Consider the following 14002-nt stretch of genomic DNA (forward strand, 5'->3'; position numbering starts at 1 on the left):
CACACGGGGGTGCGGACCCTGAAACCATTCACCAATAAAATAAATAAATTGGTATCAACAAATTTGGCACACTATTGAGTTCTCAAACAACAGACAGCTCCCGGTTCGGCATCCGTGCGATCAAATGATCAGTCGGTGTTTCTTCCGGGGTGATGTGTAATAATTTAATACATGTTCTTCGCGGTGTCAAATCGGCTTTTCGCTGATTTACATTTGCGATAAACACATAATTTCTTTCAACGAATCAACGTTGTTAGAAGAATGTTTGTCATTCGCGGCTGGAAGCTTTTCGCTTGCCTTGGCCGCGGCGACTTAGAAAACAATACACAGGTTTCCCGGACACGGCAAATCGTAGGTTCCTGCACCAAACAACCGTGGAATCCCCCGTGATCACGAGGATTTTGAACGATTCCGCAGCCAATTAACGAAAAACCGGGGCGAGGTCGTTGCCGTGATCCACAGCACTCCCCTCGCCCCGGTTTATTGCCTTCAAAAAAGACCCGGTAATACGTCGCCTAATTACGCGACTTCAACAACGGCCAAGTTCTTCTTGCCGCGGCGAACCAAGAGGTAACGTCCGTGTAGGAGATCGTCGCGGCTCACCACCGAATCGATGTCCGAGTACTTCACGTTGTTGATGTAGGCACCGCCCTCGCTGACCGTTCGGCGTGCAGCCGACTTGGATTCCGAAAGCCCCGATGCCATCAAGACGGAGATGATGTCCAGTTCTTCACCGTCGACGGTGGTGCTGTTCAGCTCCTGGGTCGCCGCACGCAACGTGGCTTCGTCCATGTCACGCAACTCGCCCTGCCCGAAGAGCGCAGCCGAAGCGGCAATGACCTTTTCGGTGGCTTCAACACCGTGAACCAAGGAGGTCACGAGGTAGGCGAGTTCCTTCTGTCCCTTGCGGGCAAAGGGACGATCGGCGACTTCCTGTTCCAGCGCCTCGATCTCCGCACGTGTCAGGAACGTGAAGATCTTCAAACGCGCAGCAACATCGGCGTCGGCGGTGTTGAGCCAGAACTGGTAGAAGGTGTACGGGCTGCACATCTCCGCATCCAGCCAGATGGCGTTGCCTTCGGACTTGCCGAACTTGGTGCCGTCGGAGTTGGTGATCAACGGCGTGCCGTAGGCGTAGGCGCTCTTGCCTTCGACCTTGCGGATAAGGTCCGTGCCGCTGGTGAGGTTGCCCCACTGGTCCGAGCCGCCGGTCTGCAGGGAGCAGCCGTAGAGCTGGTGCAGCTTCAGGTAGTCGTAGCCCTGCAGGACCTGGTAGCTGAACTCGGTGTAGCTGATGCCCTCGTCGGAGTTCAGCCGCGCGGCAACCGTTTCCTTCTTGATCATGGTGCCCACGCGGAAGTACTTGCCGACCTCGCGCAGAAAGTCGATGGCGCTCAGCTGCGCGGTCCAGTCCAGGTTGTTGACCATGCGCGCGGCGTTCTTGCCCTCGAAGGACAGGAAGCGGGCGACCTGCTCCTGCAGCTTGCCGACCCACTCGGCCACGGTTTCCTTGGTGTTCAACACCCGCTCGGCGGTCTGGCGCGGATCGCCGATCAAGCCGGTGGAGCCGCCGACCAGGCCCAGGGGCTTGTGGCCGGCCAGCTGCAGGCGGCGCATGTTCAGCAGCTGGACCAGGTTGCCCAGGTGCAGCGACGGTGCGGTGGGGTCGAAACCGCAGTAATAGGTAATGGACTCCTCGGAGAGCACCTTTTCCAGCTCGGCCTCATCGGTGGACACGTGGACCAGGCCACGCCACTTCAGCTCCTGCCAGATGTTGGCAAACGACGGATCATTACTTTGTCCCACCAGTGCGGGATTCTGCTCAATTTCAGACACCCTACTAAATTAGCAGTCTCCGCGCCGGATTACGCTTCCGTGTCAATGCCCGCCGGGATCGCGCCCTCGGCCAGGAGCCGCAGGCGCTGGGTGGTTCGGGTCATGGCGACGTACAGGTCGCCGACGCTTCCCTCCACTTCGTCGATCAGTTCCTGCGGTTCGATCACGAGCACCACGTCGAATTCCAGGCCCTTGGCCTCGCGTGCGCCAAGCACCACGATGTCCTGGCTCAGTCCACCGGAGCCGGTCCCCACGCGGCGGCCAAACTGCGCCACGACCGCTGCGCGCACCTGTGCCAGGCGCGTTTCGGGCACGATGACCGCCAGCAGGCCGCCGTCGGCGATGGCCACCTCGCCGGGCAGCACCTCGTGCAGCTTGGCCAGCAGCTGGCCGGGAGCCAGCCGGTCGACCAGCGGCGGCCACTGGCCCTCGCGCACGGCCTTGGGCGTGGAGATCTTCAGCCCCGCGGCGTGGGCGACCCGGGTTGCCGCTTCGGCGATCTGCATCGGGGTGCGGTAGTTGACCGTCAGTTCCTCCAGCGTGAACCGCTCGGCCACGAACGGTTTCATGGCCTGGGCCCAGCTGTTGGCGCCCGAGGCCGAGGAGGTCTGGGCGATGTCCCCGACCACCGTGAAGGACTTCAGCGGGCAGCGGCGCATCAGCAGGCGCCACTGCATCGGGGAAAGCTCCTGGGCCTCGTCGACCACCACGTGCCCGTAGGCCCAGTTCCTGTCGGCCACCGCGCGCTCGGCGGCGCTTTGGCGTGCCTCGGTCTCCTGGTTCATGGCGGCCAGGTCCTCGGCATAGACCAGTCCGTCGATGCCGGCGTTGAAGAGCATCTCGTTGACGTTGCGCAGGGTAGCCTCGGCGTTTTCCACGTCGCGCTTGAGTTGCGCCTCGACCCCGGCGTCCTTGTTTCCCACGGCCTTGAAATCGCCCAACAGGTCCGCGGCCTCGTCCAGCAGCGGCACGTCGGACTCGGTCCACGGCGCCCCGGGCTCCCGGTGCAGCGCCGCCAGTTCCCTGGCGTTCAGCTGCGGGGCGGCGGCCGCTAGCAGGTGCTCCTTGGCGAAGAGTTCCTCGAGCAGCGACTGCGGGGTCAGCGGCATCCAGCAGAGATTCAGCGCGATGCGGACGTCGCGCGATTCGCGCACTTCCTGGAGAAGATAGCTGCGGTCCACGGCGTTGCCGGTGCCCGAGGAATCCTCGAGGACCTGCTGCAGCTGGTCGGCAAGCTCGCGCACCAGGGTCTTGGTGAAGATTTCGCGGGCCTCGTTGTGCGGCTTGCGGGAGGCCCGGGCCTTCTCGCGCGCATGGCGCACCGCACCGCGGGTGAGCACCAGCCGGGTGCCCTCGACCACGACGCGGCGGTCCTCGGCCAGCAGCCGCTGGCGGTTGGACACCGCCTTGGCCACGACCTTGGCCATGAAGGCCTTGCCCTTGATGCGGGCGGCCTCGCGGCTGTGCTCGGGCACCGCGTGGATCCCGGGGTACAGCTCCCCCACCGAGGACATGACCACACCGGTCTCGCCCAGGGAGGGCAGGACGCGTTCGATGTAGCGCATGAAGGAGTTCGAGGGGCCGACCAGCAGCACGCCTGCGGTCTTGAGCCGTTCGCGGTGTTCGTAGAGCAGGAAGGCCGCGCGGTGCAGCGCCACGGCGGTCTTGCCGGTGCCCGGCCCGCCCTGGACCACCAGCACCCCGGCCAGCGGGGAGCGGATGATCCGGTCCTGTTCGGCCTGGATGGTGCCCACGATGTCGCCCATGCGCCCGGTGCGCTTCTGGGTCAGGGCGGCCATCAGCGCGCCCTCGCCCTGCAGGCTGCCGTTTTCGCTGAAGAGTTCGGTGTCCAGGACCTCGTCGTCGATGCCCAGCACGGTGCGCCCGCGAAGCATCAGGTGCCGGCGGCGGCGCACGCCCTGCCGGCGCAGGGCGGTGGCCTGGTAGAAGGCCGCGGCCTCGGGGGCCCGCCAGTCCACCATCAGTCGGGTGAGGTCCTCGTCGGTCATCCCGATGCGCCCGATGTAGCGCGGGGACCCGGCTTCCTCCCCGGCCCGGTTCGCGTCGTCGTCCAGGTCCAGCCGGCCGAAGACCAGGCGGTCCTCCACGGCGTTGAGCTGGGCCAGGCGGTCCTCGTAGAGTGCGGCGAAGGAGTCGCGTTCGGACACGTTCTGGATGGAGCCCTGCGGGCCGGTGCGGCGGGTGCGGGTCAGCTGCTCGACCTTCTCGGCGCGCAGCTCGTCAAGGCGGCTATAGAGCATCGAAACGTAGTTGCGTTCGGCTTCGAGCTCCGGTTGAACGGTCGTGGACTCTGGCATTCAGCACTCCGATGAGGTAACGAAATCGTGGACAGACCAGTTTACGCTCTGCGGCGCCGGCCAATTGACCGGGCCGGGCAGGCGGCGGGTTAGACGAGCTGGAGGGAATGGACCTTCAGGCCGGCGAGCTTCCCGCGCCCGCCCAGGTCCTGAAGCTCCAGGACCACCCCGACACCGACAACATTGGCGCCGACCTTTTCCAGCAGCCTGGCCGCGGATCCGACGGTGCCGCCGGTGGCCAGCACGTCGTCGAGGATCAGCACCCGGGTGCCGGGGGCGACGTCGTCGCGGTGCAGTTCCAGGGTTCCGGTGCCGTATTCGAGCGTGTACTCGTCGCGGTGCACCGGCCGCGGCAGCTTGCCGGCCTTGCGGATGGTGATCATTCCGGTGCCGGTGGCGTAGGCGGCGGCCGCTGCCATCACGAATCCGCGGGCCTCGAGCCCGGCAATGACGTCAAATTGGCCGGCGAACGGCGCAATGACCTCGTCGACGATCCGGCGCAGCCCGGCGGGGTCGGCAAACACCGGGGTCAGGTCCTTGAACGAGATACCCGCCGCGGGGTAGTCCGGGACGATGGCGCTCAGGCGGTCAAGGAGGTCGCTAATGCTTTCAGGCTCTGGAATCACCCATCAAGTCTAGACCCTGCGGGCCCGGGTTCTTGGCGCGGCCGCCCGGCGGTAGGGCGAGACGCTGGGTTCGCCCGGCAGCCAGAAGCGCCACGGGTACTCCTCGGTGCCCCCGGCCCCGGCAACCCCGGTGCGCGGGCCGGCCAGGAAGGGGCGCGGGGCACCGGACAGGCTCTCCAGGCCCAGCTCCGGCCCCGGGGGCCCGGCGGTGCCGTCGCGGTAGCCGGCGGTGTTGTTGGCCAGGGTCAGGCCAAGCCCCTGGGCCAGTCGCGCCGGGCCGCTGAGCAGCTTGGTTTCGGGACCCTTGGGGTGCCCGCGCCGGGCCAGAACCGTTTCGAGGCCCGTGACGACCTCGCCGGCACGCATCAGCACCGCCGAGGCGGTGCCTTCGGCCCCGCAGACCACGTTGGCGCAATGGTGCATCCCGTAGGTGAAGTAGACGTAGGCGGTGCCCGGCGGGCCAAAGAGCCCGGCGTTCCGGGCGGTCCGTCCGCGGTAGGCGTGGGATCCGGGGTCCCCGGACCCGTCGTAGGCCTCGACCTCCGTCAGCCGCACCACCACGAGCTGCCCGCCGATGTAGCTCGAGACGCGTGCGCCGAGCAGGTGCGGGGCCAATTGCATCGATGGCAGTGCCAGCAGCTGGTCCCTCGTGCCCGTCCCCACGGCGTTTTGCCTCCCTGGATCTTCCTGTTGCCTGCTTACTGGTTCTTGGCCTTCAGCTTCACGAGCCAGGGGCCGAGCTCGGGAAGGTCGGCGCCGTCCGCGTCGGCGGTGGCCTGCACGGGTCCCAGCGGCGTGCGGCCGGCCAGCCATGCGGCCAGGTCGAAGGCCGTGCCGCTGAGCACCGTGGCATCGTCCCCGTGGCCCAGGGTGATGCGCTGGGCGCCGTGCGGCTGGAGGATGTAGCGGCGGGATTCGGGCACCCGGGCCTCGAGCACGTCGAAAAGGTGCGCGCAGAATTCCGGCTCCCAGTCGGCCACCGAATTCGACAGGGCCAAATCCGAGGTGTGGATGACCAGCTCCCGCCAGATCGCGTGGAAGAGGTCCTCCACGGTTCCGTTGCGGAACCCGGTGGCCAGGTTCCACTGACCCGCGCTGGTCCCGCGGATGCTGGATTCCAGTCCGTCGAGGGACTCGGTGGTGCGGGCCACCAGCGCCTCGGGGCGCATCAACGCAGTGATCTCGATGGCGTCGTGGCGCGCGTCCATTCCCCCGTCGTACATCTCGAAGGGTTCCTCGGCGCCGGCGGTGTCCAGCTGGCGGGCCGCGGCGCGGGAAAAGCCGTCGATGTGTGCCACGACGTGCGCGCGGTCCCAGCCGGGCAGCGCGCTGGGTCCGGACGCGGCGGCCTCGTCCACGGTGGCGATGACCTGGCGGGCGGTGGACAGGGCGGCGAGGATCCGGGTGGTCAGGTCCTGTGGTGTGAGCTCACTCATACACCTCACCCTATCCGCACTCCGGGCAGGAAATCACGAAGGCGGGGCCCACCCTCCGGTGGGCCCCGCCAGGGGATCGTGGATCGGGGTGGGTCAGGCGGCGTAGGCGCGCACCGGAACCAGTGCCTCCTTCAACGCCGCCAGCTGGGAGGCGACGGCGGAGGGTGCGGTGCCGCCCTGGGCGCTGCGCGAGTTCAGCGAGCCCTCGGTGGACAGCACGCTGCGGACCTCGGGGGTCAGGTGCCCGGAGATGCCCGCGTACTCGGCATCGGACAGGTCCCAGAGCTCGACGCCCTTGGACTCGGCCAGCTTCACCGCGGCGCCGGAAAGCTCGTGGGCCTCGCGGAAGGGCACGCCCTGGCGGACGAGCCACTCGGCGATGTCGGTGGCCAGGGCGAAGCCCAGCGGTGCCAGCTCGGCCATGCGCTCGGTGTTGAACTTCAGGGTCGCGATCATGCCGGAGACCGCCGGGAGCAGCAGCTCGAGGGTGTCGGTCGCGTCGAAGACCGGTTCCTTGTCTTCCTGCAGGTCGCGGTTGTAGGCCAGCGGCAGCGCCTTGAGCGTGGCCATCAGCCCGGTCAGGTTGCCGATCAACCGGCCGGCCTTGCCGCGGGCCAGCTCGGCGACGTCCGGGTTCTTTTTCTGCGGCATGATCGAGGAGCCGGTGGAGAAGGCGTCGTCGAGGGTGACGAAGGAGAACTCCTTGGTGGCCCAGAGGATGACTTCCTCCGAGATGCGCGAGAGGTCCACCCCGATCATGGCGGCGACCCAGGCGTATTCGGCGAACACGTCGCGGGCGGCGGTGCCGTCGATCGAGTTCCAGGCGGCGGAGTCGAAGCCGAGCTCGGCGGCCACGGCGTTCGGGTCAAGGCCCAGCGAGGAGCCGGCCAGGGCGCCGGAGCCATAGGGGGAAACGGCCGCACGGGTGTCCCAGTCGGCCAGGCGCTGGACGTCGCGCAGCATGGCCCAGGCGTGGGCCAGCAGGTGGTGGGAGAGCAGGATCGGCTGGGCGTGCTGCAGATGGGTGCGCCCGGGCATGGCGGCGTTGGGGTGCGCCTCGGCCTGCTCGATGAGCGCGTCGATGGTGGCCAGCACGCCGCGGGCGATGATGCGGGCGTGGTCGCGCAGGAACATGCGGCCGAGGGTCGCGATCTGGTCGTTGCGCGAGCGGCCGGCGCGCAGCTTGCCGCCCAGCGCGGTCCCGGCGCGTTCAATCAGGCCCCGTTCGAGGGAACCGTGGACGTCCTCGTCGGAGTCGGAAGCGACGTAGGCGCCCGAGACCACATCGGCCTCGAGGGTGTCCAGCGCCGCGATCATGCCGGCGAGTTCGGCGTCGTCAAGCAGCCCGGCGGTGTGCAGCACGCGGGCGTGGGCGCGGGAGCCGGCGATGTCGTAGCGGGCCAGGCGCCAGTCGAAGTGCGTGGACTTGCTCAGTGCCGCCAGCGCGTCGGCCGGGCCGCCGGCAAAGCGTCCGCCCCAGAGTGCACCTTCGTTTGTTGCCGATCCCATGTTCATCCTTCCGTGCGCCTTGTTCCGGCGCCGGGTCGCGAGGTGTCCAAATCCATTGCCCATCCTAAGGCAGGACCGTGCGCCGGCCCCGGATGAAACACCACTGATCTAATACTTATTCATAAGTCTACATAAATATTCACAATGCGTGCCCACGGACGGTCCCTCCCGGGCCAACCGGTACGATTTGGGTATGACTGATTCGAGCGCCCCCGACTCCCTGAACGACGAAGAGATCGCGTTCCTGCACTCCATTTTCGACCTGGCCCGCGAGGGCAGCACCGAGAAGCTGATGCTGCTTCTGGACCAGGGGATTCCCGCCGACCTGACGGACCCCAAGGGCGACACCCTGATGATCCTGGCCGCCTACAACGGCCACAACGACATCGTTGCCGCCCTGCTCGAGCGCGGCGCGGACATCAACCGGCTCAACGACAAGGGCCAGGGCGCGCTAACCTGCGCGGTGTTCCGCAAGAACGAACCACTCGCCCGGCTCCTGCTGTCCAAGGGCGCCGATCCGCACCTCGGGGCGCAGAACGCGATCGCCGTGGCAAAGATGTTCGAGCTGCCCGAGTTCGAGGCAGTGATCGCGGAGTACCTGTAGGCTTCCGCGGCCTCCGCGGCCCGCACCGCGGGCAGTCTACGGCCGCGGGTTGCAGCTGGACAGGGTGCCGGTGCACATCGGTATGCAACCGTGACCGGCCCCCGGCCCGACCCCTGTCACACAAGTCCCCTGGGGCCCTGTTTTCGGCACCCTTTTCGGCTTTGCGCTAGTCACACCTGAGAATCCCCTGTGTGCCCCTCCACAAGGGCGGGACCGGCGCGTATCGTGGTGCTTATCAGGTGTATTGGATCACTGACAGGAGCGAACAAATGCATATCGACATCGTGCGAGGGGACATCACCGAACAAAAGGTCGATGCGATCGTCAATGCTGCAAATCCCTCCCTGCTTGGTGGCGGTGGCGTTGACGATGCCATCCACGCGGCGGCGGGCCCGTCCCTGCTGGCCGAATGCCGGAAGCTGAGGGCCACAACCCACCCGGACGGGCTGGCCTCCGGGCTCGCCCTGGCCACGGGCGCCGGAGACCTTCCCGCGCGGTGGGTCATCCACACCCCGGGCCCCAACCGCCATGTGGGACAGACGAACCCCAAGACGCTGGACAAGTGCTTCACCAATTCCTTGTACGTCGCCTCGCGACTGGGAGCCACCAGCATTGCGTTTCCGGCCATCGGCGCCGGGGCCTACGGCTGGGCACCGGAGGACGTCGCATCGATCGCCGCCCACGCCATCCACGAGTGGTTCGAGTTGTACGTGCACTCCACTTCGATCCACCGGGTCGTGCTGGTTGCCTACAACGAAGAGGTCGAAGCCGCCTTCCGCAAGGCCTTTGACACGCCGCGAACCGAGAGCCAGCTCGTCCACGGTCCGTAGTGCACACCCGGCGCACCCGCCGGGAAAGCAAGGCTCCCTGGGGGCTGCCCGCGCATCGCGCGGGCAGCCCCCAGGCATTTCCCGGGTGTCGGACGCATTCCCCATTCGCGCGCCTGCGCCCATTCCGGAACCGTGCCCTATCGGGAATCGCTGCCTTGCGCGTCCGCTCCCCCGGCACCCAGGGCATTGATGTAGCCGATCGCCGGCCCGAGCCCGTCCACGACCAGCTCGAAGACAATCTCCCGGCCCTCCCTGCGCCTGCGGGACAGGCCGGCCTCCACGAGGATCCTCAGGTGCTTGGCCACGGCTTGCCTGCTGATCCCCATCGGCGCACTCAATCGAGAAGCACTGGCCGCCTTATCTCCTAGTAGCGCAAGCACCTGCCGCCGGGTCTCATCCGACAACGCCGCAAAGATCAGCTGAGTCGCTTCGCTGCCCGGCCGCCCCTTCATTTGTCGCTCAAGTAACGCTGCGCCGCGAGCATCTCGGCAGTCCATCCCTGGGTGTTGGCGCTGATGACGCGGGCATGTTCGTCCTGGTCGAAGGCGGCGAAGCCACTTTCCATGACCCTCAGCCTGACCGCACCGGAGTTGGTGGTTTCGACCCAGAACTCAATGAGCGTATTGGGGACCGGATCGTCCCATTCGTCGCCTCCCAGCGAACGGAAGGCCGCGTAGCCCGGTGCCTCGAGGGCGATTGTCTCGAATTCGAACTGGCCGTAGATGGCGTCATGGACGGTGGAGAAAGCGCCGTTGGTTTCAATGCGGTGTGGCGTGATGGCCCCGCCATTGATGAACCAGCCAGGCTCGCTGACCAGCTTCCAGACGGCATCCGCGGTGGCGGTGATGTCGATGGTTGCCTCGATGGCATCCTGTCGTTCGGTGTCCATGTTTTTCCCCTCAAGACGCAAAGCCCTTGTGCAACAACATGGTTGCACAAGGGCTTTCGTTGCACAAGGGCCTACGGACCGGTAGCCGCCATGGGTTCGACGGCCCGCACTGCACCGGAAGGATCCGGGCCGGCGGCCCCTGAAGCCAGGATGCCGGTGGTCCCGATGATGATGCCGGCCAGGATCACCAGCAGCACCAAGGCAAGCAGGATCGATCCGAGCACTGCGGCTCTCTTGCGTGGTTCCATGATTGCCTCCCGGGGCCAGGAATCCGGTGTGCCGGCTATTGCGGGTCGGCCAGTGCCAGGAACCGGGCGGCAACCTCGGCGCCTCCGTCGACCTCGCGGGTCACCAGCATGACGGTGTCGTCCCCGGCAATGCACCCCAGGATCTGCGGCATCGTGGAGTGGTCGATGGACAGGGCCAGGAAGTTTGCGGCCCCCGGCGGGGTGCGCAGCACCACGATGTTCCCCGAGGCCTCGGCGGTAATCAGCAGTTCGGCGCATTGCTTGGCGAGCTTGGCGTCATGGATTTCCTGGCTGACCCCTGCCTGCGGGCTGCGGTCCCCGCCCTCCTGGCGCACCGCATAGACCAGCCCGCCGTCGGCCCCGCGCACACGCACCGCACCAAGTTCCACCAGGTCCCTGGACAGCGTGGCCTGGGTGACGGCCATTCCGTCCTCGGCCAGCAGGGCCACCAGCTCGGCCTGCGAACGGACGGTTTGGGTGGACAGGATCGAGCTCACCCGCGCCTGGCGGGCGATCTTCGTTGTTGGCTGGAACGATGCGGGGGTGCTCATCGGCCGGCGTCCACTCCGGCAACCTCTGCCAGGCCCGACTTGGCCAGCAGCCAGGCCATGATGGCCTTCTGCGCGTGGACGCGGTTCTCGGCCTCGTCAAAGACGACCGACTGCGGGCCGTCAATGACGTCCGCGGAGATCTCGTAGCCGCGGTAGGCCGGCAGGCAGTGCAGCACCACGGCGTCCTTGTCCGCGTGGGCCATTGCCGCCGAATCCACGGCATAGTCGCGGAACAGCTCCATGCGCTGGGCCTTCTCGTCTTCCTGGCCCATGGAGACCCAGGTGTCGGTGGCCACCACGTCGGCGCCGGCCAAGGCAGCGGCGGCATCGGTGGTCACCAGCACCGAGCCGCCGGTTTCGGCGGCGCGGGCCTCGGCCGCGGCAACGATCTCCGCGGCCGGCAGGTAACCCTCGGGACCGGCAATGCGCACGTGCATGCCGGCGGTGACCCCGGCCAGCAGGTAGGAGTTGGCCATGTTGTTGGCCGAGTCCCCCAGGTAGGCCATGGACAGCCCGGCCAGCGTGCCCTTGTGCTCGCGCACGGTGAGCAGGTCGGCCAGCAGCTGGCAGGGGTGGTAGTCGTCGGAGAGCGCGTTGATGACCGGGACCGAAGAGTTCTCGGCCATTTCCTCCAGGCCGGCCTGTGCGTAGGTGCGCCACACGATGGTGGAGACCATGCGCTCGAGGACCTTGGCCGAATCGGAGATTGATTCCTTGTGGCCCAGCTGGGACTCGGCGGAGTTGATGATCAGCGGGGAGCCGCCGAGCTCGGCGATTCCGGCGGCGAAGGAAACGCGGGTGCGGGTGGAGGTCTTGTCGAAGAAGACCGCCACGGTCTGCGGGCCGGCGTAGGGCTTGTATCCGTATTTGTCTTTTTTCATGGCCACGGCAAGGTCAAGGACCTCGCCCTGTTCGGCCTGGGTCAGATCCAGGTCGGTCAGGAAATGGCGAACGGTGTTGGTCATGGTCGCGGGTCCTATTCCTTGGTGGCGGCAACGGCGGCGGAGTAAAGCGCCGGCAGTGCCGCAACGAACGTGTCGAGTTGCTCGGTGGTGATGATCAGCGGGGGTGCCAGGCGCAGCGTGTTGGGGCCCGGGGCGTTGACGATGAACCCGGCATCCAGTGCCGCGGACACCACGGCCGGTGCGACAGCCGCGTCCAGGTCCAGCCCGATGAGCAGGCCCCGGCCGCGGACGGCGGTGACGAAGTCGAGGGCCGTGAGCTTGGTGCGCAGCTGCTCCCCCACGGACTGCACCTGGGCCAGGAGGCCCTGGGTTTCGATGACGTGCAGGGTCGCCAGGGCCGCGGCGGTGGCCACGGGGTTCCCGCCGAAGGTGGTGCCGTGCTGTCCGGGGGTCAGCAGGCCGGTGGCCTGCGTGCCGAAGACGATCATGGCCCCGATGGGGAATCCGCCGCCCAGGCCCTTGGCCAGGGTCATCGCATCGGGAGTGACCCCGGCGGAGGCGAACCATTCCCCGGTGCGGCCGATGCCGGTCTGGACCTCGTCGAAGACCAGCAGCGCGCCGGCCTCCGCGGTGATCGTCCGTGCCGCCTGCAGGTAGCCGGGGGCGAATTCGATGACACCGGCTTCGCCCTGGATGGGCTCGATGAACACCGCGGCGGTGTTCTCGTCCACGGCGGCGCGCAGTGCCTCGATGTCCCCGGCCGGGATCCATTCCACTCCCCCGGGCAGCGGTTCGAAGGGTTCGCGGTAGGCCTGCTTCCAGGTCAGGGCCAGCGCACCCATGGTCCGGCCGTGGAAGGCCTGTTCCAGGGCAATGATCTTGGTGCGCGGGGCCTCGGGCGTGCCGGCGTTGCGGCGGGCCAGCTTGAAGGCGGCCTCGTTGGCCTCGGTGCCGGAGTTGGTGAAGAAGACCTTGGAGCCTTCCGGTGCCTGGCTGATTTCCAGCAGTTTTTCGGCCAGGGCGATCTGGGTGGGGCTGGTGAAGAAGTTGGAGATGTGTCCCAGCGTGGCCAGCTGGGAGGAGATCACCGAGGTGACCAGCGGGTGGGCGTGGCCCAGGGCGTTCACCGCGATCCCGGAGAGCAGGTCAAGGTATTCCTTGCCGTCCGCGTCCCACACGTGGCAGCCGGCCCCGCGCACCAGCACCCGTTGCGGGGTGCCGAAGACACCGAGCAGCGAGTGGTTGTAGCGGGCCAGCAATTCGCTGCCGGCCAGGGCGTTCAGGGCGCCGGTTTCCTGTTCAATGATCTCGTTCATGCCTTGTCCTTGGGAATGACTTGGGTTCCGACGCCGGCGGAGGTGAAGACCTCCAGCAGCATGGAGTGCGGTTGGCGGCCATCGACGATGTGGGCCTGGCCCACGCCCTCGTCCACGGCCTTGAGGCAGGCTGCCATCTTGGGGATCATGCCCGATTCCAGCGAGGGCATCAGGTCGCGCAGCGCCTCGGTGTCCAGCGAGGAGATCAGCGAGGACCTGTCCGGCCAGGCGGCGTAGAGCCCCTCGACGTCGGTGAGGATCACCAGCTTTGAGGCGCCCAGCGCGCTGGCCAGCGCCGCGGCGGCGGTGTCGGCATTGACGTTGAGCACCTGCCCGGTGGGGTTGTCCTTTTCGTCGACCTCCGGGGCCACGGTGGAGACGACCGGGATCTTGCCGGCGGCCAGCAGGTCCAGGATCTGGTCGGGCTTGACGCCCGTGACTTCGCCGACGAGCCCGAGGTCCACGTGCTGCCCGGCGATGTAGGTCCCGGTGCGCACGGCGCGCAGCAGGGCGCCGTCCTCACCGGAGAGCCCCACCGCGTAGGGTCCGTGCGAGTTGATCAATCCGATCAGTTCGCGCTGCACCTGCCCGGTGAGCACCATGCGGACCACGTCCATGGCCTCGGGGGTGGTGACGCGCAGCCCGCCCTTGAATTCGGAGGTGATGCCCAGGCGGCTGAGCATGGAATTGATCTGCGGGCCTCCCCCGTGCACGACCACGGGGTTGATGCCCACGTGGCGCAGGAAGACGATGTCCTCGGCGAAGGCGCGGCGCAAATCCTCGTTGACCATGGCGTTGCCGCCGTACTTGACCACCATCGTGGTGCCGGCGAAACGCTGGATCCAGGGAAGCGCCTCGATCAGGGCCTCGGCCTTGCGCTGTGCCGCATCCATGGACGTGGGTGTTTTCTCGGACATGCTCTGGGGTGATCCTC

Annotated in this window: 15 protein-coding genes; 2 read left to right on the forward strand and 13 right to left on the reverse strand. The window is 67.1% G+C overall.

What is annotated here, in order from left to right:
* Positions 1–519: 519 nt before the first annotated feature.
* The 6 genes from tyrS to argH form a co-directional block, all read right to left on the reverse strand.
* On the reverse strand, positions 520–1836 hold the full coding sequence (gene tyrS, locus J2T21_RS13660) for a tyrosine--tRNA ligase (RefSeq protein ID WP_307581914.1): 1317 nt from the start codon (positions 1834–1836) through the stop codon (positions 520–522).
* A 29-nt stretch (positions 1837–1865) separates the two neighbouring features.
* A complete protein-coding gene (locus J2T21_RS13665) occupies positions 1866–4154 on the reverse strand; it encodes a HelD family protein (protein ID WP_307581916.1) in 2289 nt (762 codons plus the stop codon).
* 89 nt (positions 4155–4243) lie between these two features.
* Positions 4244–4780 (reverse strand): adenine phosphoribosyltransferase, encoded by a 537-nt coding sequence (locus J2T21_RS13670; RefSeq protein ID WP_307581918.1) that lies wholly within the window; start codon positions 4778–4780, stop codon positions 4244–4246.
* Between the two features lie 9 nt (positions 4781–4789).
* Positions 4790–5443 carry a DNA-3-methyladenine glycosylase gene (locus J2T21_RS13675; protein WP_307581920.1) on the reverse strand — a complete coding sequence of 218 codons (654 nt, stop codon included), beginning with the start codon at positions 5441–5443 and terminating at the stop codon, positions 4790–4792.
* Between the two features lie 35 nt (positions 5444–5478).
* Positions 5479–6216, reverse strand: coding sequence for a maleylpyruvate isomerase family mycothiol-dependent enzyme (locus J2T21_RS13680; RefSeq protein WP_307581921.1), 738 nt, complete (start codon positions 6214–6216; stop codon positions 5479–5481).
* 93 nt (positions 6217–6309) lie between these two features.
* A complete protein-coding gene (gene argH / locus J2T21_RS13685) occupies positions 6310–7725 on the reverse strand; it encodes an argininosuccinate lyase (RefSeq protein WP_307581922.1) in 1416 nt (471 codons plus the stop codon).
* 193 nt (positions 7726–7918) lie between these two features.
* Between argH and J2T21_RS13690 the strand changes: the two genes are divergently transcribed.
* Together J2T21_RS13690 and J2T21_RS13695 are read left to right on the forward strand one after the other, a co-directional pair.
* A complete protein-coding gene (locus J2T21_RS13690) occupies positions 7919–8329 on the forward strand; it encodes an ankyrin repeat domain-containing protein (RefSeq protein ID WP_307581924.1) in 411 nt (136 codons plus the stop codon).
* A gap of 269 nt (positions 8330–8598) precedes the next feature.
* Positions 8599–9159, forward strand: a complete 561-nt coding sequence (locus J2T21_RS13695; RefSeq protein WP_307581926.1) for an O-acetyl-ADP-ribose deacetylase — start codon at positions 8599–8601, stop codon at positions 9157–9159.
* A 137-nt stretch (positions 9160–9296) separates the two neighbouring features.
* Here J2T21_RS13695 and J2T21_RS13700 read toward each other — a convergent pair whose 3' ends face one another.
* From J2T21_RS13700 to argB, 7 genes are all read right to left on the reverse strand, one after another.
* Positions 9297–9656, reverse strand: a complete 360-nt coding sequence (locus J2T21_RS13700) for an ArsR/SmtB family transcription factor (protein WP_307581927.1) — start codon at positions 9654–9656, stop codon at positions 9297–9299.
* Complete coding sequence (locus J2T21_RS13705; RefSeq protein WP_307581929.1) at positions 9608–10048, reverse strand: ATPase; 441 nt, start codon at positions 10046–10048, stop codon at positions 9608–9610. Before J2T21_RS13705 ends, J2T21_RS13700 begins: the two co-directional genes overlap by 49 nt.
* A 71-nt stretch (positions 10049–10119) precedes the next feature.
* Positions 10120–10296, reverse strand: coding sequence for a hypothetical protein (locus J2T21_RS13710; protein ID WP_307581931.1), 177 nt, complete (start codon positions 10294–10296; stop codon positions 10120–10122).
* A 35-nt stretch (positions 10297–10331) separates the two neighbouring features.
* On the reverse strand, positions 10332–10847 hold the full coding sequence (locus J2T21_RS13715) for an arginine repressor (protein ID WP_307581933.1): 516 nt from the start codon (positions 10845–10847) through the stop codon (positions 10332–10334).
* Positions 10844–11812 carry an ornithine carbamoyltransferase gene (argF, locus tag J2T21_RS13720; protein ID WP_307581935.1) on the reverse strand — a complete coding sequence of 323 codons (969 nt, stop codon included), beginning with the start codon at positions 11810–11812 and terminating at the stop codon, positions 10844–10846. Before argF ends, J2T21_RS13715 begins: the two co-directional genes overlap by 4 nt.
* 11 nt (positions 11813–11823) lie before the next feature.
* Positions 11824–13068: an acetylornithine transaminase gene (locus J2T21_RS13725; protein WP_307581937.1), complete on the reverse strand. Its 1245-nt coding sequence runs from the start codon at positions 13066–13068 to the stop codon at positions 11824–11826.
* Positions 13065–13985 carry an acetylglutamate kinase gene (argB, locus tag J2T21_RS13730; RefSeq protein WP_307581938.1) on the reverse strand — a complete coding sequence of 307 codons (921 nt, stop codon included), beginning with the start codon at positions 13983–13985 and terminating at the stop codon, positions 13065–13067. The genes J2T21_RS13725 and argB overlap by 4 nt, the downstream gene beginning before the upstream one ends.
* Between the last annotated feature and the right edge of the window lie 17 nt (positions 13986–14002).

The sequence above is a fragment of the Paeniglutamicibacter psychrophenolicus genome (assembly GCF_030812255.1).
Lineage (GTDB): Bacteria > Actinomycetota > Actinomycetes > Actinomycetales > Micrococcaceae > Paeniglutamicibacter > Paeniglutamicibacter psychrophenolicus_A.

Bases quoted from the DNA above. Each gene is read 5' to 3' on its own strand.
- argB (WP_307581938.1), bottom strand. From the start codon at position 13,985: ATGTCCGAGAAAACACCCACGTCCATGGATGCGGCACAGCGCAAGGCC.
- J2T21_RS13665 (WP_307581916.1), bottom strand. From the start codon at position 4,154: ATGCCAGAGTCCACGACCGTTCAACCGGAGCTCGAAGCCGAACGCAAC.
- argF (WP_307581935.1), bottom strand. From the start codon at position 11,812: ATGACCAACACCGTTCGCCATTTCCTGACCGACCTGGATCTGACCCAG.
- J2T21_RS13695 (WP_307581926.1), top strand. From the start codon at position 8,599: ATGCATATCGACATCGTGCGAGGGGACATCACCGAACAAAAGGTCGAT.
- J2T21_RS13705 (WP_307581929.1), bottom strand. From the start codon at position 10,048: ATGGACACCGAACGACAGGATGCCATCGAGGCAACCATCGACATCACC.
- J2T21_RS13725 (WP_307581937.1), bottom strand. From the start codon at position 13,068: ATGAACGAGATCATTGAACAGGAAACCGGCGCCCTGAACGCCCTGGCC.
- argH (WP_307581922.1), bottom strand. From the start codon at position 7,725: ATGGGATCGGCAACAAACGAAGGTGCACTCTGGGGCGGACGCTTTGCC.
- J2T21_RS13700 (WP_307581927.1), bottom strand. From the start codon at position 9,656: ATGGACTGCCGAGATGCTCGCGGCGCAGCGTTACTTGAGCGACAAATG.
- J2T21_RS13680 (WP_307581921.1), bottom strand. From the start codon at position 6,216: ATGAGTGAGCTCACACCACAGGACCTGACCACCCGGATCCTCGCCGCC.
- J2T21_RS13715 (WP_307581933.1), bottom strand. From the start codon at position 10,847: ATGAGCACCCCCGCATCGTTCCAGCCAACAACGAAGATCGCCCGCCAG.
- J2T21_RS13690 (WP_307581924.1), top strand. From the start codon at position 7,919: ATGACTGATTCGAGCGCCCCCGACTCCCTGAACGACGAAGAGATCGCG.
- J2T21_RS13710 (WP_307581931.1), bottom strand. From the start codon at position 10,296: ATGGAACCACGCAAGAGAGCCGCAGTGCTCGGATCGATCCTGCTTGCC.